The organism is Mucilaginibacter sp., from assembly GCF_039925265.1.
Lineage (GTDB): Bacteria > Bacteroidota > Bacteroidia > Sphingobacteriales > Sphingobacteriaceae > Mucilaginibacter.
Genome location: NZ_JBDSZG010000009.1, coordinates 17,573 through 37,135, shown reverse-complemented (window position 1 = coordinate 37,135; position 19,563 = coordinate 17,573). Strand labels below are relative to the sequence as shown.

Sequence of the window (19,563 nt, the reverse complement as noted above, 5' to 3'; positions counted from 1 at the left end):
ATAAGAGCAGGTTATTAGCGTAAATGTTAGCGGCAAAAAAATTATCCCCGGCGCTTTATATTTTTAGGGGAATATAAAAAGCCGCAGGATAAAATATTGGTTAACAGTACCATACTAACTTACCTATTTTAAATAAGTTTTCCGAAAAATAAAATTCAGGAAATAAAGTTGTAAAAGGATAATAAAAGCACTTTTAAGCACTTTTACCGATATTTAGCCCCGAGCAGGGGTAAAAAGAGATGCTAAACTGAGGGTTTGATGCTGATAGTGCCTCGTTTTGGCCACATTTAAAAAAAAGTGCAAATTTTTGTAGTGGAAAATGGCGGGTGTCCAACCCGTCCATAAAATAAAACTGGGTGCCTTGGAGAGCTTTGTCTCACATCTCAAATCTTCCTCATTCCTTACTTCCCAAACGCCCATTGCAAAAATTTGGGCATGGCTTTTCCCCAGGTTTCGGTATCGTGGCTGCCGCCTACTACTTCGAGGTATTGGATGTCGGCGGGGCGGGTGTAGCCTTTGGCTTCCAGTGCTTTAATGATGTCTATGGCATCGTCTATCGAGTCGATAATGCCGTTTTTGTTGCGGTCGGCGGTTTCGTCTTTGGTGCCGGTTTGCAGCCAGAATTTGAGGGCAGGTTTGCCTTCGGTGGCGGCAATTTGGGCGTGCATCAGGCGGTCGGCTTCGGTGTAACCTTTGCTGAGGTCTTTGCTTCTCCACCAAAACGATGCGGAGAATGCGCCAACCTTATCAAACAGTTCGGGGTTGTTCCAGGCGATATCCATAGCAGTTAAGCCCCCAAGCGAAAATCCCGCGAAGGCGGTACTTTCAAAATGCTCAATGTCGGTTGCTTTGTGGATCTCGGGCAGTAGTTCGGTAACGATGAACTGGGTGTAGAGATTGGCCTTGCTGCCACGTTTTTTATAGTCGGGCTGGCCGGCAATGCCGTATTCCTGTATGCGATCGTCGCCGGCGTGTATGGCTACTATGAGCACGGGTTTAAGGCAATTGCGGTCGTATAGATTCTCTAAAGTATGGGTAAGCGTTAAATTTTCTATTTCCTGCCCGTCGTTAAGCAGTAAAAGGTGCAGGGGTTCAATCCCGGCGTTATCGGGCATTAGGAGGGTACAGGTAACTTCGCGTTCGAGTACGGTTGATGTGATGGTGAGTTCCTGTGCGTTTATGGCCATTTCAATAGCTGTACTATATGTGTACATGTTTAAATTAATAATAAAGGGTACAAAAATAGGCTAATACTTTTATTAATTAACTAAAACAGAATTATTTGGCGTAGTGTTGACATTTACACGCGATACTGCTATCTTACCATCTTAAACGAAACGCTTTGACCGAACAATATCACCGCTGGCATTCGCCAAACCTGAATACCGACCTGGAAATGCTGGTTTTTGGCGACAGGGGGTACCCGGTTATCCTTTTCCCTACCACCCGGGGGCGTTTCCATCAGAATAAAGATTTTGGGCTGATAGATGCCGCGCGTTGGTTTGTAGATGAAGGGCTGGTGAAGATCTACTGCCCCGATACCATTGACGACCGCAGCTGGTACGACAAAGGCATCCACCCGGCCGACCGTGCCCGCAACTACGCGTGGTACGATAAAATGCTGACAGATGAGCTGATCCCCTGGGCACAGCACGAAACCGGCGTGCAACGGGTGGCAATGGCCGGTTGCAGCTTTGGCGGTTACCATGCGGCAAACTTCGCGTTTAAACACCCCGAGAAAGTGGCGCACCTGTTTACCATGGGCGGCGCTTTTGATATTAAGATGTTTACCGATGGTCACCACGATGAGAACGTGTATTACAACAATCCGGTAGATTTTGTGCCGGGCAGCAATAACGAGTGGCTTTGGAAGATGAACATCATCCTGGGCACGTCGGAACATGATATGTGTAAGGATTATAATATCGAAATGTCAAACATTTTGAAGGCCAAGAACATTAACCATTGGCTGGACATCCGACCCTTCGCCAACCACGACTGGCCGGTATGGCGGGAGATGTTTCCGCATTATTTATCTACCATTAAATAGATTTGAGACGTTAGATATGAGATTTGAGACAGGAAGCGAGCCCCTTTTTAGAATATAGATAATAGGCTTAGCGTTTCTTCTCATTTGGATTTAGAAATTAGGCTTTAGGATTTTAACCACATCACCATGAAAAAAATAGGCATCTTATTCGGGCAGGAAAATTCGTTTCCGCAGGCATTTGTTGACAAGATCAACGAGAAGGGAGAGAAAAACATCTCTGCCGAATTTGTACGCATTGATAAAATATTACAGGGCGAACCACTGGGCTACTCGGTAATTGTAGACCGGATCTCGCAAGACGTGCCTTTTTACCGTGCATCGCTAAAAAACGCCGCCATCACCGGCACGGCGGTTATCAACAACCCCTTTTGGTGGAGTGCCGACGAGAAATTTTTTAACAACGCCCTTGCCGTAAAACTTGGCGTACCGGTACCCAAAACGGTACTGCTACCCTCCAAAGATCACCCGGACAGCACTACCGACCGTTCCTTCCGTAACCTGGCCTTCCCGCTGGATTGGGACGCGATATTTGATTACGTAGGTTTCCCGGCATACATGAAACCCTTCGACGGCGGCGGCTGGCGTGATGTGTACAAAATTAGCGACAAGGAAGACCTTTGGGAGAAATTCGCCCAAACCAAGCAACTGGTAATGCTATTGCAGGAAGAGATTATTTTCGATGATTACTTCCGCTGTTATTGCATTGGCGGCAAGCACGTGCGCATAATGCAGTACGAGCCACGCAACCCGCATCACTTGCGCTATGAGCATGGCAAAGCACCTGCTGCAAAAGCCATGCTGGATACCATCACCAAATACGTTTTACAACTAAACCAATACTTAGGTTACGATTTTAATACCGTAGAATTTGCGGTACGCGATGGCATACCTTACGCTATCGACTTCTGCAACCCTGCACCCGATGCCGAAGTAACCAGCGTGGGCCAGGACAACTTTGAGTGGGTGGTAGAAACCGCCGCAAGCTACGCCATAGAGCGTGCCAAAGCCCAAAAAGACGACCGCGATAACCTTACCTGGGGCGAATATGTGAAGACCGGCGCAGCAGGCAAACCGCTTATCGCGTCGGCAAAAGCAGCCAAGGCAGATGTTACGGTAGCAACTATAGCAGAGCCGAGGGCAAAGAAAGCGGCAGCGCCTAAAAAAGCGGCGAAGAAATAAATTAGGATGGACGTAGAGACGCAATATTTTGCGTCTCTAACCGAAATGCCCGCGTTAGGGATTGCAGCGGATACCAGCCTTGTGGCTAAGGCCTGCGCAGTATGAGCGGAAAGCCCGGCCGAAGGCAACGCCCTTATTTGATTAAGGATGAAAGACAAAAGAAAAAACCAAATTAGGTAAACCAAACCCTAACCAATTATGAACGAGTTCACCTTAGGTGTTGAAGAAGAGTTTATGGTGATTGACCCTGTGAGCAGGGAGCTAAAATCGCATGAGCAAAAAATTGTGGATGCTGCGCAGAAGATCCATGAGGACCAAGTAAAGGCCGAGATGCACCAGGCGGTTGTGGAAGTGGGTACCCATATTTGCCGCAATACCGAAGAGGCACGCAAAGAGGTGACCAAACTGCGTGGAACGGTGGCCCAGTTAGCCGGCGATATTGGGCTGCGCATTGGCGCGGCAGGCACACACCCCTTTTCGCACTGGCAGCACCAGCTGATAACCGACCATCCGCGGTATTTTGAGATAGTGGATGAGTTGCAGGAAGCGGCACGTTCTAACCTTATTTTCGGGCTGCATGTGCATGTGGGGATCCAGTCGAGAGATATGGCCATCCATATTGCCAACCAGGCGCGGTATTTTCTGCCGCACGTTTATGCGCTAAGCACCAACTCGCCGTTTTGGGAGGGGAGAAATACGGGGTATAAATCCTTCCGTACCAAGGTGTTTGATAAGTTCCCGAGGACGGGCATCCCGGATTATTTTGCCAGTATTGAGGATTACGACAACTACGTAAAGCTGCTGGTGAAAACCAACTGTATAGATAACGCCAAAAAGATCTGGTGGGACCTGCGGGTTCACCCATTTTTCCAAACCATCGAGTTCCGCGTGTGCGATTGCCCCATGCTGATAGACGAGACCATGACCTTTACGGCACTTTTCCAGTGTATTTGCGCCAAGCTGTACAAATTGAGGTTGAGCAATATGAAGTTCATCACCTACAACCGGGCGCTTATTAACGAAAATAAATGGCGGGCCGCACGTTACGGTATCGACGGTAAAATGATAGATTTTGGTAAAGAGCTGGAGGTGAACACCCGCGCCCTGATACTGGAACTGCTTGATTTTATTGACGATGTGGTGGATGACCTGGGTTGCCGCGACGATCTGCAATACGTGCACAAGATCCTGGAGAACGGTACAGGCGCCGACAGGCAGTTGGCTGTTTACAATCAAAACAATAACTTTGAAGACGTTGTGGATTATATTACGTCGCAAACGTTGAAGGGGATATAAAGCCTCACCTAATCCTCTCCAAAGGAGAGGACTTGAGAAAAATAATTTTAGAACCCTCTCCCTTGGAGAGGGCAGGGTGAGGCTTCATTACAAGAGAAAAATGAACACAGATAAACCGGAAATAAAGATTGCCATACTGGACTTGTATGATGGTATTACGAACGAGGGGATGCGTGGTTTCCGGGAGATACTGGAGCGCTATAAGGCGAAGCATGGCCTTAATTTGAGTTACGAAATTTTTGATGTGCGCCGCAAAGCGCAGATGCCGGGCACAAACTTTGATGCCTACATATCAAGCGGGGGGCCGGGCAGTCCGATAGATAGCGAAGGCACGGAGTGGGAGAAAAAATACTTCAGGCTGATTGATAAACTGGAAGCTCATAACAATAGCGATAGCCCCAATAAAAAACATGTGTTTTTTGTATGCCACTCGTTCCAGTTGATGTGCCGTAAATACGGGTTGGGCGAGATAGGGCTACGCCGTTCACCGTCTTTCGGGATCTTACCGGTGCATTTAACCGAAGAGGGCAAGCAGGACCAGGTTTTTGAGAACCTGTACGATCCCTTCTACACGGTAGATTCGCGCAGCTGGCAGGTGATCAACCCGGATATGGCACGGTTTGAACAGTTGGGCATGAAACTGCTCGCGCTGGAAAAAGAACGACCGCATGTTGATCTGCCGCGGGCCATGATGGCCATCCGTTTTAACGATTATTTTATTGCTACCCAGTTTCACCCCGAGGCAGACCCGATTGGCATTAAAACCATGCTGCTGCGCGAGGAGAAAAAAGAAGAGGTAATAAACGAGCACGGCGAAGCCAAATACAAGGAAATGCTCCGGCGGTTAGACGACCCGGATAAAATTGCCCATACCCAAAGCACCATCATCCCTAACTTTTTGGATGAGGCGATATTGGGAGTGGAGGTGTAAGTTAAATTTGCCATCCTGAGCGACAGCGAAGGATCTAATCGCCGCCCAGTAACAACCATGTAATGCGACAGTATAATTTTTACACCTATATCCTGACAAACTATAACAAAACAGTATTATATACAGGTGTAACAAATGGCTTAGAAAAACGATTGTACGAGCATTACTTCGGCACGGACCAAAAGGATAGCTTTACATCTAAATATAAATGTTTTTATCTGCTGTATTACGAACGACATCAGTACGTAAACCACGCGATAGAACGAGAAAAAGAAATTAAAGGCTGGACGAGGGCGAAAAAAAATAAGCTAATAGAACAAGAAAATCCGGGTTGGCGTCTCTTAAATAGTGACATAATGGATTGGCCGCCGGTGTTTACCGGTTAAAATCTTGTCGTGCTGAGCGATAGCGAAGCGTCTATTCGCCGACTTGCATGGCCGTTTGCACAGTTCGTTAATAGATCCTTCGCTGTTGCTCAGGATGACAAAATAGATAAAAGGGCTTGTTAAACCGCGATATGCGTGGCCGTTAGCATAGTTCGTTATCAGATCCTTCGCTGTCGCTCAGGATGACAAATTAGGTTAAAGTTAGTATAAACTCACAGATCATGAACCCATCCATCAGAAGCACCTACAACCAAAACTTTACCGAAGAAAAGTACGCGGAGTTTTTACTGTCGCTTAATGCCGGTCTCAAAAACCCCATAGAGTTTCGCATTGCGGAGACGCCGGTTTTTTTGACGGACGATTTTAGGGATAAACTTTTGCAGGCGGGCGAGGAGATTGTAGCCACTATCTTAAAACCCGATTTTAAAGCGATAACAGAGCGCGCGATACCAGAACAATGGCGGGTAGCAAACGAGAACAGTCATTCCCACTTTATCGCGCTGGATTTTGGGGTTTGTAAAGATGCGGCAGGTAACATCGTACCCAAACTGATAGAAATGCAGGGTTTCCCCTCGCTGTACGGATTCCAGGTGCACCTGGCAGAGAATTACAGGCATACTTTCCATATCCCCGGCAACCAAACTATTTATTTTAACGGGCTTGATAAAGCAAGCTACCTCGATCTGCTCAAAAAAACCATCCTCGGCCCTCACCAGCCAGATGAAGTAGTGTTGATGGACGTGAATGCCCCAACCCAAAAAACCGCCGTTGATTTTTATATTACCGAAGGCTACATCGGTACACCTGTAGTTTCGCTGTCTGACCTGATACAGGAGGGCAACCAGCTTTTCTACATGCATGGCGAGGAAAAGAAACGCATCAAACGCATCTACAACCGCCTGATATTTGATGAGATAGAAGGTGACCCGGATATCTTTAACAAGGTGGTGGATATCCGCCAGCCGCTGGATGTGGAATGGATAGCGCATCCCAACTGGTTTTACCGCATCAGCAAATTCACCATGCCTTTTTTGGAGGGCGATTATATCCCCAAAACACAGTTTTTGCACGAGGTGAAGAAATTACCCCAAGACCTGCAAAACTACGTGCTGAAACCACTGTTCAGCTTTGCCGGGCAGGGCGTTATTATCGACATTATGGATGGCGATATCGAAAAAATATCCGACCCACAGAACTGGATCCTGCAGGAAAAGGTGCACTACGAACCCGTGCTGGAGTCGCCGGATATGGGCGTGAAGGTGGAGATAAGGCTGCTATACCTCTGGCCCGATGGCGACGAAAAACCAACCCTTGCCATAAACCTTTCCCGGTTAAGCAAAGGCAAAATGATAGGGGTACGGTATAATAAAGATTTTGACTGGGTGGGCGGTACGGTAGCTTTCATGCATAAATAATTTAACAGGTTGACTTATGGCTATAGCAAGGCCCATTTTTAGGATATTCGACTACGATAAAGCCATTGAGTTTTATGTGGATTGGCTTGGTTTTACCATCGATTGGGAACACAAGCCCGATGGCTCGCCCATTTATTTGCAGGTGTCGTTCCAAGGCATCGTATTGCATTTAACCGAACATTACGGCGATTGCACACCCGGCGGCAGGATACATATTGAGGACTTTAAGGGCCTGCGCGAATACCACAAACAATTGAAGGGAAAAAAGTATAAGTATTATAATCCCGGGTTGGAAAAAGCCTCCTGGGACCCAAAGGCAATCACCATGCAAGTAGGCGACCCTTTTGGCAACCGGCTTACCTTTACTTGTATTGATATTGATTAGCGTTTAACAGTTGATACTAAACTTTATACTTTTTTAATTTTCTGTACGTATTAGAATTGTATTAATTTTGCATCATGAACGTACAAACGATCATAATCATTCTTTTATTTGCAGCTGCGGTTTTTTACGTGGGGCGTATTATGTATAAAAGCTTATTCGCCAAAAAAAGTTGCGGAGGCAATTGTAAGTGCGGGGTGGATTTTTCTGCCATCGAACCGCAAAAACAAGGCAGGTAATTTTGTCCAACCATAACCTAATCGTATTAAATACTCTTCATGTCCAACAAACAGGTCTTTCAGGCTGATAACCCCGGCAGGTGGAACCGCTTTAAATGGCTTAGCCGTATAATTTTAATTGTATTTTTATTTGGCGCCGTAGCAGCAGCCATAACAGTTACTTCTACCGAGTATCCTATTTTACCCAACCTTGATCCTGCCCCTAAAAAGATCTCCAAGGAGGACCTGGAGGCGCTAAAAAAATCAAAACGCTATAAAGACTTTAAGGTAGAGAAAGCGGTGATTGAGCAAATTGCCCGTGCCCGCCGCCAGCATCAGGCTAAACACCCCAACAATGCCAATCGTATAAACGCTGCGTTCTACCGCCCATGGGAGCCACAGGCCTACAATTCGCTGTTGCTTCATATGCACAGGCTGGATATGGTGGTTACCGAAGGTTTTGGGTTCAGCCAAAAAGCAGATACGCTGAAAACCGTACTAGATACCGGCCTCATCAACCTCAATAAAAAATATAAAAAGCAAATACTGGTAACACTATCCAATTACGATAATACCAAAGGCGGTTACGATGTAGACGAAGTGGAACACATCTTCGGTAATAAAAAACTGCGTACCGCATTTATCAACAGCATTGTTGCCAAACTCAATTTTTACAAGTTCCAGGGTGTAAACGTAGATCTGGATGACGTGAAGGATCGCAACGGCAAAAACTACATAGCTTTCCAAAACGAACTGTACGCTACCCTGCACGCCAACGGCTTACTGGTTACCCAAAACGTAGTACCCGAAGACGAAGCTTATGACCTTAAACGGTTACAGCACGTAAACGATTTTATCTTCGTGATGGCTATAGACCAGCATTACGATGGTAGCAATGCTGGCGAAATAAGTAACCAGCACTGGGCCGAAGAGATCCTGGATGAGGTATGCTCCATTATCCCCAGCGAAAAGGTGATCTTTACCATTGCAGCGGGCGGGTACGATTGGCCCGAGAACAGCATAGGTGTGTCTGCCGGTTATCAGCAGGCCATCAGTACCGCTGTGCAAAAAAAGAGCAAGATCATCTTCGACCCGGTATCTGCCAACCTGCATTATAACTATTTGGGTAACGATGGCTTTAACCACATCGTGTACTTTACAGATGCGGTTACCAACTTCAACATCATCCGCATGGCCGATGATTGGTCTACGGGTGGGGTAGCGCTTTGGCGACTCGGTGCCGAGGATCCGCGCCTATGGTCGTTCTTCCAAAAAAATCTTTCTATCGATTCGCTTAATAAAACGGGGATCGATATCAGGCACTTTAACACAGTAGGCTTAAATGATAAGATTGATTACGCCGGCGAAGGCGGTGAGGTACTGGATCTGATCACCACACCCGATACTGGTAAAATTGATGTGAAGATGGACCCTAAAAACTTCACCATCACCAACCAAACCTACATTAAACTGCCAACCAAATATGTTATCCGCAGGTACGGGCTTAAACCTGGGAAAGTAGTATTAACATTTGATGATGGCCCCGACCCGGATTTCACCCCGCGCATCCTGGATATCCTGAAACGCGAGAAAGTACCAGCGTCGTTCTTTATTGTAGGCTCGATGGCCGAGAAGAACATCCCCATCCTGAAACGTATTTATGATGAAGGTTATGAGATAGGCAACCACACCTTCTTCCACCCCGATATTTCTACCATTAGTATCGAAAGGGTGAACCTGGAACTAAACGCTACCCGCAAGCTGATAGAATCGGTTACGGGGCGCAGTACCATCCTATTCCGTCCGCCGTTTAATGCCGATGCCGAGCCGCAAACTTTAGCAGAAGTTATACCGGTGGCCGAAAGCCGCAGGCAAAGCTATATCACCATCGGCGAATCTATCGACCCATGGGACTGGCAGCCCGGTGTAACCGCCGATAGCATCATTGCCCGTACCATCAAGCAAAAAGATAATGGCTCCATGATACTGCTGCACGATGCCGGTGGTGATACCCGCGAGGAAACCGTAAAGGCCCTGCCTGCCATCATTCATTATTTTAAAAGCCACGGCTACCAGTTTACAACCATTGCCGATGTGTTGGATAAATCTAAAGACGACCTGATGCCTATGCCCACCTCGGACGATAAAACCGTTTGGGGCAGGTTTTACGATGTGGTTATTGTAGGGTTTTTCCTCGGGAATAAATTTATTTTTTACCTGTTCCTGTCGGCGATATTCCTCGCTATCGGGCGCATTATCCTGATAGGCATCCTGGCCGTAAGGCAGTTTTTTGAAGATAAGAAGGAAAGGGTAGACCCAACGGCCAAACTACCGGCGGTAAGTATCATAGTGCCGGCTTATAACGAAGAAGTTACCGCTGCCGCCACTATAGATAGTTTGCTAAAATTGGAGTATCCCAACTTTGAGGTGATATTTATAGACGATGGATCTAAGGATAATACCTTTGAGGTAGTGAAAGCGGCTTACGAAAACCATCCCCTGGTTCGTGTTTTAACCAAGCCAAACGGTGGCAAGGCATCGGCGCTTAACTTTGGTATATCGCACGCTAATTACGATTACGTGGTTTGCATAGATGCCGATACCCAACTGCGTAGCGATGCTATTTACCAGCTGATGGCGTATTTTACCGATGAAGAGATCGGCGCGGTTGCCGGTACCGTTAAGGTGGCTAACGAAACCAATATCATCACCCGCTGGCAGTCGATAGAATATATTACCGCCCAAAATATGGACCGGCGCGCGTTCGATCTTATCAACAGCATCACGGTTGTTCCGGGTGCCATTGGCGCGTTTAGCAAAAAGGCGATATTTGAGGCAGGCGGCTTTACTTACGATACCCTGGCCGAAGATTGTGACCTCACCATGCGCATCCTCAAATTGGGCTATATCGTTAGGAACAGCGCCGAGGCCGTTGCCTACACTGAAGCACCCGAAACGCTGAATATGCTGCTTAAGCAACGCTTCCGCTGGAGTTTTGGGGTGATCCAAAGCTTCTGGAAAAATCGCGACGCGCTGTTCAACAAAAAATATAAATTCTTCGGGATGGTAGGGATGCCAAATATCCTCATCTTCCAGATAGTGCTGCCCTTGTTCTCGCCCCTGGCCGATCTGATGATGATCTTCGGCCTACTGGGCGACAAGCCGGAGAAGATAATAATTTACTACGTGCTGTTTGTTTTAATAGATTTCCTGGTGGCTATTATCGCTTTCAAGATGGAGAAAGAAAGCTACAAAAAGCTTATTTACATTATTCCGCAGCGCTTCATCTGGCGCCAGCTGATGTATTATATCCTGTTTAAGGCAATCCGCAAGGCCTTAAAAGGCGAACTGAGTGGTTGGGGGGTGCTAAAGCGCACCGGTACGGTAACCATCAAAAAAGAAGACCTGATAGGAGAGGAATAGGAGATGTGCAGATGTGCAAATTTCAGATGTGCAGATGAAGCCCGCTATCGCGATTAAGTAGTTAGCAGTTCTCATTTGCACATCTGCATGGTTTTTCTCATCTGCATATCTGCACATTTGGAATCTGCACATCAAATCTTCTCAATCAAACAAACCGCATAAGCTACAACGCCCTCTTCTCTACCAATAAAACCCAGCGTTTCGTTGGTGGTTGCTTTAATGGAAATATCATCCACATCAATCCCCGCTGCTTTGGCAATATTGGCCTGCATAGTGGGGATGTGAGGGTTTATCTTCGGTGCTTCCAGGCATACCATGGCGTCGATGTTGCCTATCTGCCAGTTTTTTTCGGCCAGCAGAGCTACCACGTGTTGCAGTAAAATTAAGCTGCTGATACCTTTCCAGCGGTCGTCTTTATTAGAAAAATGGAAACCGATATCGCGCAGGTTGGCAGCGCCTAAAAGCGCGTCGCAAATAGCGTGGAGCAGTACATCCGCGTCTGAGTGGCCAAAGGCACCACTGGTATGTTCCAGGTTTACACCGCCCAAAATAAAGGGGTGCTGTTGTTTTAATTGATGGACGTCGAATCCAAAACCAACTTTTATTTTAGCCATTATTATTTGATGCTGCTGTTGCCTGTGCCGCCAAAGCTTGCCGATAAAGTGAAGCGGAGGGTATTGGCCAAAGGGCTGTTTTGCTGGCTGGCTGCCAGGTAAGAAAAATCGAAATTAAATATCTGGTACTTTAAGCCAACACCGAAGGTGGCGTAGTGCCTGTTACCTTTGTTTGGGTTTTCGTAAAAATATCCGGCACGCAGCGCTACCAGATCGTTATACCAGTACTCTACGCCGGGCGAAAAAGAAATTTCTTTCAGCTCCTCGCTAAAACCGCCCGGTGCATCACCAAAGGATTGAAAGAACCCTGCCGGTACCGAAACATTGTCATCCTTGCCGGAGGTAATATTGCCGTTGGCATCGCGGATGGGTGGTGTGGGCACTAAAAGCTTGTTGATATCAAACGTAACCGTGAATTTGCTTGCGCCGTCCAGTCGCCAGGTGTTGGCAACGCCCAGCTTTAAATTGGTCGGTAAAAAGTATTTTGTGCCACCATCGCTGTAAGCAATTTTTGAGCCTATGTTGGAGATGTGCCCGCCAAAGGCAAATACAGAGCTATCACCGTAATCTTTTTTGTAGTATACCGACACCCCTGCGGATATGGCGTTACCGGCTTTGTTCTGCGCGGTACTTCCGCCCGAAACGAAGGCACCGTTAGAAAAGTTGGAGTAAATATAACGCAGTGTTAGCCCCAATGAAAGGTTGTTGCCGAATTTTCGCGCAAAAGAACCGTCGATAGAGAGTTCGCTGGGTTTATAAGTGCCCTGTTCGTTCTGATTATCGTCTATCAGTTGGATGCTGCCCAAATTAAAATACCTTAACGATGCACCGAAGGTGTTGCGGTCATCCAGCTTATGCGCGTAGGCTAAGTAAGCCAAACTAACATCGGGCACCAAATGGCGCAACCATGGGCTGTACGATAAAGAGATATCGTCGTTGTTTTCCATGAAGGCCAGCTTTGCGGGGTTCCAGTAATTCGCGTTTACATCCGGCGAAAGTGCAACGCCGGCATCGCCCATGGCACCTGAGCGCGAATCGGGTGTAATATTAAGAAATGGTACCGCTGTGGATATAGCATTAACGCTTCCGTTTGTACTGGTCTGCGCTGATGCGGCAGCGGGAATTGTCAACAAGATATATAGAGCAATTTTAGTATAGCTATACTTCATTGTGTGCAATTTAGTTCTAATATTTAAAATAATAAAACCGGACTATCGTTTAATTTTGAGGTTAGAACCAATAATACATCAAATTATTGTAACTCAATAATAAATAATCCGTTTAACAGGGTTACGGGTGTAGCAGTTTTTTTAAATTGGTACCCAATAGGCTATTTTATTATTCATTTTTATTAAATTTACCTCCAAATAGATATTTTGCAAAGTATGAAAGCACTTTTTACTAATACTGCTTTAGTGTTGTTGGGTTTTGGCACATTGCTAAGCAGCTGCAGTAAACCTCCACAATCACAAAAGACGGGGATGACTTACAACAACAGGAATAACGGTGGTTATCTGCGGTTTAAGCAAACTCACCCTACACCTGGCCCGGGTTTGGTGCCAATTGAAGGCGGTACTTTTGTATTAGGCGGAAGCGCCGACCAGGACGTTACCTACGATTATAATAACGTGCGCCGCAGGGTTACCGTTCCATCTTTTTATATGGACGAAACTGAGGTAAGCAACCAGGATTGGCTGGATTACCTGCACTGGATAAATATTACCTTCCCTAACGATGGCGAATTATATTACAATGCCCTGCCAGATACCCTGGTATGGCGTAAACCGCTGTCTTACAACGAGCCTTACGTAGAAAATTACCTTCGCCACCCGGCGTTTCAGGATTACCCGGTTGTGGGTGTTACCTGGGACCAGGCACAAGATTATTGCATCTGGCGTACAGACCGTACCAACGAAAACATCCTGCGCGAAAATGATTACATGACAAGCTGGAAACAAGCAGCAGGTGGCGGTAAAAAAGGCGCAGCGCCTGCCGCAGGTGCGCAAGGTGGCTTAAAGGAGCCCTTTAACACAGATATTTACCTGAACGGACAAATAAAAGGTGCGGGAGTTGACGGCAAGAACATGCCGAAAGATATAAACCCTAACGCTGCCCCGGGTACTGCCAAAGGTGGCCCGCGCAGGCCGGTACGTATAGAGGACGGTATTTTGAAACAAGGCTACCGCCTGCCTTCGGAGGCAGAGTGGGAGTACGCGGCTTTATCGCTTGCCGGTAACACCGAATTTGAGAATATTAATGATGGTAAAATTTACCCATGGAACGGCCTGGGTGTACGCTCACCAAACCGTAAAACCCGTGGGTTGATCCTGGCCAACTTTAAACGCGGCGCCGGCGATAACGCGGGTGTTGGCGGTGGCCTGAATGATAAGGCGGATATTACAGCACCCGTGCGTTCTTACGAGCCGAATGATTTTGGCTTGTACAACATGGCAGGTAACGTAAACGAATGGGTTGCCGATACCTACCGCCAAACTTCGTTTGAAGAGGTGGAAGATTTTAACCCTTTCCGTGGTAACGAATTTACCAATAAACGCCTGGCCGACCCGGTTAAAGGGCTTTACGCTAAGGATAAATACGGCCGCCCTATTAAGGACCCTGCCAAATCGAACAAAAAATTAAAATACAGCGAAATGATAGCGCAGCAGCAAGGCCTTAATAACGGTACTGCCGCTGGTACTGTACCAGCCACAGGTGCTACCGTACCGCCAACTACGCCAAACTCTATTAAATACAGTGGTAAAGCTTACAACCCCGATTTCCGTGGTGCAAGCGACTCGGTGAACACCGTATTATACGGTACAACCACCTTGGTTAACGACCACTCTAAGATCTTTAAAGGTGGCTCGTGGAACGACCTGGCCTACTGGATGAACCCTGCAACCCGCCGCTTTATGGACGAGGACGAAAGCAGCGCCGAAGTTGGTTTCCGTTGCGCCATGACCATGGTAGGCGCCCCGGAGATCCACCCCGAAGGCAAGCCACACCTGCCAGTTAAAAAGGCAAAGCCCTACAAGGCGAGATAACAAGAACCAGCTTTTTGAATGATATGAGCCGTTACTGAAAAGTAGCGGCTTTTTTTGTTGGGAGACACGAAAAAAAAAACCAGGTGTTTTTACGGGTTGTAGAATAGACTTTTTAATGATAGCTTTAAAAACCAGAATTAAACCTAAATTTAACATAGCATGGGCGGTAGTGGAAATGGTGGAGGCGGAAGGTCTTCGCACAATAAGGAAATTCCTTGTGAAGAGTTGAAGTTTAATACTCAATTATCGTCTCCAAAGGAGGATGTAATAGTGAATATTCGACCCGGGATGTTACTGGAAGTAATTTTGTCTCCCACTAGAACTACTTGTGTAGTTATAATTGATGGGCAAATTGCCGGTACAATTATACATTCTAATTTAAATAAGTTAATTAATTGCATCGTGAAGGGGAATGTGTTTTACGCAAAGGTAAGGAGCGTCGATGGGGCCAAATGCGCGATAACGGTATTACACGAAAATGAACTATGACTTTAAATATAGTTGGTGGCACATATTACGAGATCTGTAGAGATCCAGCATGGAACGAATTATATGGTTCTGGTTTAAGAGCGGTTCACACGTTATGTGAGGGGGCGGCTGAAATTGTGTTTAATACTGATGTCGGTAAAGATGACTACGAGCTTTTATTAAGTATAACAAATGCATTAAAAGCTGAAGTTGAAGCCACAATTGTTCCGTTCACAACATTATTCAATTATGATTATCCCTTAGCTAACCCAAGTTATTCCCAAACTGAAATAAAAGACGAAATTCCCCCGACAATAGAAGGGGAATTAATTATTCAATTTGGAATGGTTGAGGGCAATAAGAAGGTGTTGGCAAAAAAAGTAGTATACGATCCACAATCACCAATTAATCCACAGTCGTTTTGGCAGAACGGCTCTGAAACAGATGAGTTAATTTGGGTTGCGAACTTCACAGAAGTTAAAACTTTTACTGGCTTTTCTGACCTGTCAAAAATTAAGACTCATCTTTTTAATATAGAAAAGGTGAATGCCGCAATTATAAAAATGGGGACGAATGGCGCGTTACTAATTCAAAAGGACAAGGATGATGTATTTATTCCTCTATACAAAACGAAGCGAGTCTGGCCAATTGGGACAGGTGATATTTATACAGCGACATTTGGGTTTAATTATTTGATTAACAAACTTCCAATTGAAGAGTGCGCATTAAAGGCGTCTTTAGCCACCGCTTATTACACAGAGACGTTAGCGTTACCTATACCAGACTTTATAGATAAATCGAGGTTTAAAGAGTTTTATAATAACTCCACAGTTAAAAAGAAAATTTACTTAGCCGGTCCATTTTTTAACATGGCTCAACGGTGGCTGGTAGAGCAATTTCGTCTTCAGTTAATTAATTTCGGCTTTGAAGTGTTTTCACCGTATCATGATGTTGGGTTAGGTGACGCGCAGAAAGTTGTTCCTCAAGATATAAACGCAATAGAAAGATGCGACCTCCTAGTGGCAATAGCAGATGGTTTAGATTCAGGAACCATGTTTGAAATTGGATACGCCGTAGCTTTAAAGAAATCAATTATTGTTTTTTCAGAGAACGAACAAGAGGAGTCTTTAACTATGCTAAAAGGCACTAACTGTATTATCGAAAGCGACTTTTCAACTCTAATTTATAAAACAGTTTGGGAAGCTTTCAAGGAATGAAAAAAGCAATTCTTTTATCGGGTGGGCTTGATTCACTTGCGTTAACATATTGGTATCGAAAAGATATTTCTGTGGCAATTACCGTAAATTATGGCCAGAAAACTGCCGAAAAAGAAATTGAAGTTAGCGCTAAAATTTGTAAGGAACTTAGTTTAAGGCATGAAATAATTGAAATAGACTGTAGCTCACTAGGAAGTGGGGAAATGTGTCCAACAGGGAATAAGTCTATTTCTGAAATACCGGAGTGGTGGCCTTATAGAAATCAGCTGCTCATAACTTTGGCGTGCATGAAGCTAATCCACTACAAAACTAAACACTTGCTTTTTGGTGCAGTTAAAACAGATAATAGGTTTGTTGACGGCACCATGGAGTTTTTTAATAATTTCAATAACGCGGTATCTATGCAAGAGGGGGGATAGAAATTATGGTCCCTGCCATTTATCTCACAACAATAGAATTAATTAGAAAATCTGAAATTCCAGAAAGGCTCTTATACTGGGGACATTCATGTCATACAAGCAACGACCCCTGCGGAGTATGCAACGGTTGTCGAAAATATCTAGAAGTTATCAACGAATTAAATCATGAGTAACGACATGTCTCAAATAAAGCGATTTCAAATAATCGGACTTAAAAACTATAGAAACGTTAACGTAATTTTTAAAGAACCATATAAGATACTAGTTGGAGAAAATGGGTTAGGTAAAACCACAATACTAGATGTGTTTTATTATCTACTCACCAGAAAATGGGGTTCAATGGATGAAATTGTTTTCGATTTTATAGAATTAGAACTTGAAAGTGAATTAATAGAATTCTCTCAAAGTGAATTACATATTTATGTCGAGTATCTTGAAGAAACGAAAAATTATACAGATAAATGCATAATCGGAAAATTTGAAAATATCGAACTGACTCTTGATAATTTATTTAAAAATCGTGTCGTATACTTCCCTATTTTTCGAAATATTCACCAGCAACTATCTCCATTGTTAAGTTATAAATACAGAAATGATCTTTCTTCCTTTTTAAATAGAAAACTATTTGATAAGGAAACGAAAGAAATTCTCCGCGAAACAGTAATGGAGTTTAATATGAATAGCTTAAAGGAAATGTTTCTTGAGAACATCGGAACGGATAACTTAGTAAGCTTTAAGGAAATTTGTAATGCTTATCTCGAAGAAACAAGATTTATGAATTCAGACCAAACGGGACTTGAAATAATTAATACCAACAACAATGAAAAAATAGATTTACAATATTTATCGTCAGGTGAAAAACAAATAATTAATATTTTTTCGAAATTCTACTTTTCAAAAAGGAACGATTTGATTTTACTTATTGACGAACCCGAAATGTCGTTATCAATTGCTTGGCAAAGTAAATTACTGCCTGACATAATTTCGTCGCAAAACTGTAGTTTTTTATTTGCCATTACCCATTCTCCATTCATTTTCTCGAATGACTTAACGAAGTATGCCGAGGGGCTGGATATTTATATAAGTAAGCGGCCTAATGCCTGAACAATTAATTAATAGTATGCTTGCTGCTGTCGCCAACCCAGTAGTGGCTTATACAAAATTCATCTTGGCTCACAAAAAGAACCCTCAAGCACTTTTTTGTTTTTTTGAGGGGCAGGATGATTTGATATATTTTAAACCACGAATATATAACTTTATTATTCCGGCAAATTTCTATGAGTTTAATTGTTCCGGAAAGTGGAATGTTAAAGAGACATACTATCTTATTAAAAAAAATGAAGTTTATTCATTGTGTAGAACGGGCTTCTTTATAGATTTGGATTTTGACCAACCTATCAATAACCCCGAAATTTACGAGACACCTTGCTATAGTATTGAAAATTTTTATTTGGAAGATATAGCGATTGTTGAAGTTCTAATTGATTGCTTTGGTGTAGAAAGAGACTCATGGGACTTGAAAACATGTTTGAGTATATATAACAACCTTTTGAATGAGTTTAATCAAACAACGCTACTTCTAAATGCATGGCTGTCCTCTTACGCAGATTTACGCGAACGGGGTATAGTGAATAAGCGTTTAAAAATAGATAGTACTATGAATACTAGTTTAGACAATATAGTAAAAGGAGATTTGTCTTCAATTAAACCGATTGCCAATACATCTAGTTTGGTAAATATAGAACAACTTTTTTCGTGTATCGGTGTCGTAGATATTGCAGTTGTTAAAAAGAAAGTGACTGAATTTGGCACCTGTAATAAAAGGGCAGTATTTCGAGGGAAGTTTCAAATGAAGTTTCTTAACAGTTTTTTTAAGCAGTTTAAAGTTCTCGTTGCCACTAAAAATAATGGACTATTATCAAAGGAATATCATAATAAATTTGAATTTGAATATTCGTCTTTGCCAGTACTTTTAAATAGCTATGCGGTTACTCCATCTAATTTAATTGATTACATTAAAAGAATCAGAAATTAAAATTTCAATTCTCTCAAGTGCCCCCCCGCGTTAGGGATAGCAGTGGAAACCCCGGAATGAAGCACCGCTTCTATCAGCGGGGCGGAATGAGGAGTTGCAACGTATAGCCCGGCCGCAGGCAACGCCCATATTTAGATTCAAGACTTAAGAAACAAGATTCAAGAAAGGAGAACACCACCACTCCAACCGCACTTCCACTCAACATTTCCTCTTCCTGTGCAATCGTACTATGAACTACGAACCATCAACCATGAACCCCCCCCCATCCTGGCGCGAGCATGCGCGTAAGGCAAAGCGGAAGACTACCCCAATCTTGGCGCGAGTATCCGCGTTGGGCAAAGCACCGGGCTACTCGTGCTTAACAATGCCGGGCGGCTTTGCCCCAACGAGTGCAAATATAGCACCCAACAGCAGTGGTGACACGATTTTGTCACCAATCGGTATTTTTCAAGTAATTGATTATAAGGAACTTAAAAGTGTTCACGA

17 protein-coding genes are annotated in these 19,563 nt (G+C 44.4%); 14 read left to right on the top strand and 3 right to left on the bottom strand.

What is annotated here, in order from left to right; translation table 11 throughout:
• Nucleotides 1–401 precede the first annotated feature (401 nt).
• The gene (locus ABIX36_RS03510) at nt 402–1,214 is read right to left on the bottom strand and encodes an alpha/beta hydrolase-fold protein (protein WP_348080778.1); all 813 of its coding nucleotides are present in this window, start codon (nt 1,212–1,214) and stop codon (nt 402–404) included.
• A gap of 128 nt (nt 1,215–1,342) precedes the next feature.
• On the opposite strand from ABIX36_RS03510, the gene ABIX36_RS03505 reads away from it, so the two are divergent.
• The 9 genes from ABIX36_RS03505 (at nt 1,343) to ABIX36_RS03465 (ending at nt 11,280) form a co-directional block, all read left to right on the top strand.
• Entirely contained in the window at nt 1,343–2,050 is a 708-nt protein-coding gene (locus ABIX36_RS03505; protein ID WP_348080777.1) for an alpha/beta fold hydrolase, read from the top strand.
• 126 nt (nt 2,051–2,176) lie between these two features.
• Complete coding sequence (locus tag ABIX36_RS03500) at nt 2,177–3,229, top strand: hypothetical protein (RefSeq protein WP_348080776.1); 1,053 nt, start codon at nt 2,177–2,179, stop codon at nt 3,227–3,229.
• Nucleotides 3,230–3,427: 198 nt separating this feature from the next.
• Complete coding sequence (locus ABIX36_RS03495; RefSeq protein ID WP_128535375.1) at nt 3,428–4,525, top strand: carboxylate-amine ligase; 1,098 nt, start codon at nt 3,428–3,430, stop codon at nt 4,523–4,525.
• A gap of 100 nt (nt 4,526–4,625) precedes the next feature.
• On the top strand, nt 4,626–5,456 hold the full coding sequence (locus ABIX36_RS03490; RefSeq protein WP_348080775.1) for a GMP synthase: 831 nt from the start codon (nt 4,626–4,628) through the stop codon (nt 5,454–5,456).
• Nucleotides 5,457–5,518: 62 nt separating this feature from the next.
• Nucleotides 5,519–5,842 carry a GIY-YIG nuclease family protein gene (locus ABIX36_RS03485; RefSeq protein ID WP_348080774.1) on the top strand — a complete coding sequence of 108 codons (324 nt, stop codon included), beginning with the start codon at nt 5,519–5,521 and terminating at the stop codon, nt 5,840–5,842.
• A 221-nt stretch (nt 5,843–6,063) separates the two neighbouring features.
• Entirely contained in the window at nt 6,064–7,257 is a 1,194-nt protein-coding gene (locus tag ABIX36_RS03480; protein WP_348080773.1) for a hypothetical protein, read from the top strand.
• A 16-nt stretch (nt 7,258–7,273) separates the two neighbouring features.
• Nucleotides 7,274–7,642 (top strand): glyoxalase superfamily protein, encoded by a 369-nt coding sequence (locus ABIX36_RS03475; protein ID WP_348080772.1) that lies wholly within the window; start codon nt 7,274–7,276, stop codon nt 7,640–7,642.
• A gap of 74 nt (nt 7,643–7,716) precedes the next feature.
• Nucleotides 7,717–7,878 carry a FeoB-associated Cys-rich membrane protein gene (locus ABIX36_RS03470; protein WP_348080771.1) on the top strand — a complete coding sequence of 54 codons (162 nt, stop codon included), beginning with the start codon at nt 7,717–7,719 and terminating at the stop codon, nt 7,876–7,878.
• A 39-nt stretch (nt 7,879–7,917) separates the two neighbouring features.
• The gene (locus tag ABIX36_RS03465) at nt 7,918–11,280 is read left to right on the top strand and encodes a glycosyltransferase (protein ID WP_348080770.1); all 3,363 of its coding nucleotides are present in this window, start codon (nt 7,918–7,920) and stop codon (nt 11,278–11,280) included.
• A gap of 131 nt (nt 11,281–11,411) precedes the next feature.
• Here the strand turns inward: ABIX36_RS03465 and ispF are convergent, their stop codons facing one another.
• Both ispF and porV read right to left on the bottom strand, forming a co-directional pair.
• Nucleotides 11,412–11,894 carry a 2-C-methyl-D-erythritol 2,4-cyclodiphosphate synthase gene (gene ispF, locus ABIX36_RS03460; protein WP_348080769.1) on the bottom strand — a complete coding sequence of 161 codons (483 nt, stop codon included), beginning with the start codon at nt 11,892–11,894 and terminating at the stop codon, nt 11,412–11,414.
• A gap of 2 nt (nt 11,895–11,896) precedes the next feature.
• On the bottom strand, nt 11,897–13,063 hold the full coding sequence (porV, locus tag ABIX36_RS03455; RefSeq protein ID WP_348080768.1) for a type IX secretion system outer membrane channel protein PorV: 1,167 nt from the start codon (nt 13,061–13,063) through the stop codon (nt 11,897–11,899).
• 216 nt (nt 13,064–13,279) lie between these two features.
• Between porV and ABIX36_RS03450 the strand changes: the two genes are divergently transcribed.
• The 5 genes from ABIX36_RS03450 to ABIX36_RS03430 all read left to right on the top strand — a co-directional run bounded on the left by ABIX36_RS03450 (nt 13,280) and on the right by ABIX36_RS03430 (nt 19,077).
• Nucleotides 13,280–14,938 carry an SUMF1/EgtB/PvdO family nonheme iron enzyme gene (locus ABIX36_RS03450; RefSeq protein WP_348080767.1) on the top strand — a complete coding sequence of 553 codons (1,659 nt, stop codon included), beginning with the start codon at nt 13,280–13,282 and terminating at the stop codon, nt 14,936–14,938.
• Nucleotides 14,939–15,423: 485 nt separating this feature from the next.
• The gene (locus tag ABIX36_RS03445; RefSeq protein WP_348080766.1) at nt 15,424–16,623 is read left to right on the top strand and encodes a PfkB family carbohydrate kinase; all 1,200 of its coding nucleotides are present in this window, start codon (nt 15,424–15,426) and stop codon (nt 16,621–16,623) included.
• On the top strand, nt 16,620–17,042 hold the full coding sequence (locus ABIX36_RS03440; RefSeq protein WP_348080765.1) for a 7-cyano-7-deazaguanine synthase: 423 nt from the start codon (nt 16,620–16,622) through the stop codon (nt 17,040–17,042). The genes ABIX36_RS03445 and ABIX36_RS03440 overlap by 4 nt, the downstream gene beginning before the upstream one ends.
• 165 nt (nt 17,043–17,207) lie before the next feature.
• Nucleotides 17,208–18,146: an AAA family ATPase gene (locus tag ABIX36_RS03435; protein WP_348080764.1), complete on the top strand. Its 939-nt coding sequence runs from the start codon at nt 17,208–17,210 to the stop codon at nt 18,144–18,146.
• Complete coding sequence (locus ABIX36_RS03430) at nt 18,139–19,077, top strand: DUF4435 domain-containing protein (protein WP_348080763.1); 939 nt, start codon at nt 18,139–18,141, stop codon at nt 19,075–19,077. Before ABIX36_RS03435 ends, ABIX36_RS03430 begins: the two co-directional genes overlap by 8 nt.
• The last annotated feature ends 486 nt before the right edge of the window (nt 19,078–19,563 follow it).

Excerpts from the sequence above, each read along its gene's own strand:
- ABIX36_RS03510 (WP_348080778.1), bottom strand. The coding sequence starts at position 1,214 with ATGTACACATATAGTACAGCTATTGAAATGGCCATAAACGCACAGGAA.
- ABIX36_RS03500 (WP_348080776.1), top strand. The coding sequence starts at position 2,177 with ATGAAAAAAATAGGCATCTTATTCGGGCAGGAAAATTCGTTTCCGCAG.
- ABIX36_RS03495 (WP_128535375.1), top strand. The coding sequence starts at position 3,428 with ATGAACGAGTTCACCTTAGGTGTTGAAGAAGAGTTTATGGTGATTGAC.
- ABIX36_RS03490 (WP_348080775.1), top strand. The coding sequence starts at position 4,626 with ATGAACACAGATAAACCGGAAATAAAGATTGCCATACTGGACTTGTAT.
- ABIX36_RS03485 (WP_348080774.1), top strand. The coding sequence starts at position 5,519 with ATGCGACAGTATAATTTTTACACCTATATCCTGACAAACTATAACAAA.
- ABIX36_RS03480 (WP_348080773.1), top strand. The coding sequence starts at position 6,064 with ATGAACCCATCCATCAGAAGCACCTACAACCAAAACTTTACCGAAGAA.
- ABIX36_RS03475 (WP_348080772.1), top strand. The coding sequence starts at position 7,274 with ATGGCTATAGCAAGGCCCATTTTTAGGATATTCGACTACGATAAAGCC.
- ABIX36_RS03470 (WP_348080771.1), top strand. The coding sequence starts at position 7,717 with ATGAACGTACAAACGATCATAATCATTCTTTTATTTGCAGCTGCGGTT.
- ABIX36_RS03465 (WP_348080770.1), top strand. The coding sequence starts at position 7,918 with ATGTCCAACAAACAGGTCTTTCAGGCTGATAACCCCGGCAGGTGGAAC.
- ispF (WP_348080769.1), bottom strand. The coding sequence starts at position 11,894 with ATGGCTAAAATAAAAGTTGGTTTTGGATTCGACGTCCATCAATTAAAA.
- porV (WP_348080768.1), bottom strand. The coding sequence starts at position 13,063 with ATGAAGTATAGCTATACTAAAATTGCTCTATATATCTTGTTGACAATT.
- ABIX36_RS03450 (WP_348080767.1), top strand. The coding sequence starts at position 13,280 with ATGAAAGCACTTTTTACTAATACTGCTTTAGTGTTGTTGGGTTTTGGC.
- ABIX36_RS03445 (WP_348080766.1), top strand. The coding sequence starts at position 15,424 with ATGACTTTAAATATAGTTGGTGGCACATATTACGAGATCTGTAGAGAT.
- ABIX36_RS03440 (WP_348080765.1), top strand. The coding sequence starts at position 16,620 with ATGAAAAAAGCAATTCTTTTATCGGGTGGGCTTGATTCACTTGCGTTA.
- ABIX36_RS03435 (WP_348080764.1), top strand. The coding sequence starts at position 17,208 with ATGAGTAACGACATGTCTCAAATAAAGCGATTTCAAATAATCGGACTT.
- ABIX36_RS03430 (WP_348080763.1), top strand. The coding sequence starts at position 18,139 with ATGCCTGAACAATTAATTAATAGTATGCTTGCTGCTGTCGCCAACCCA.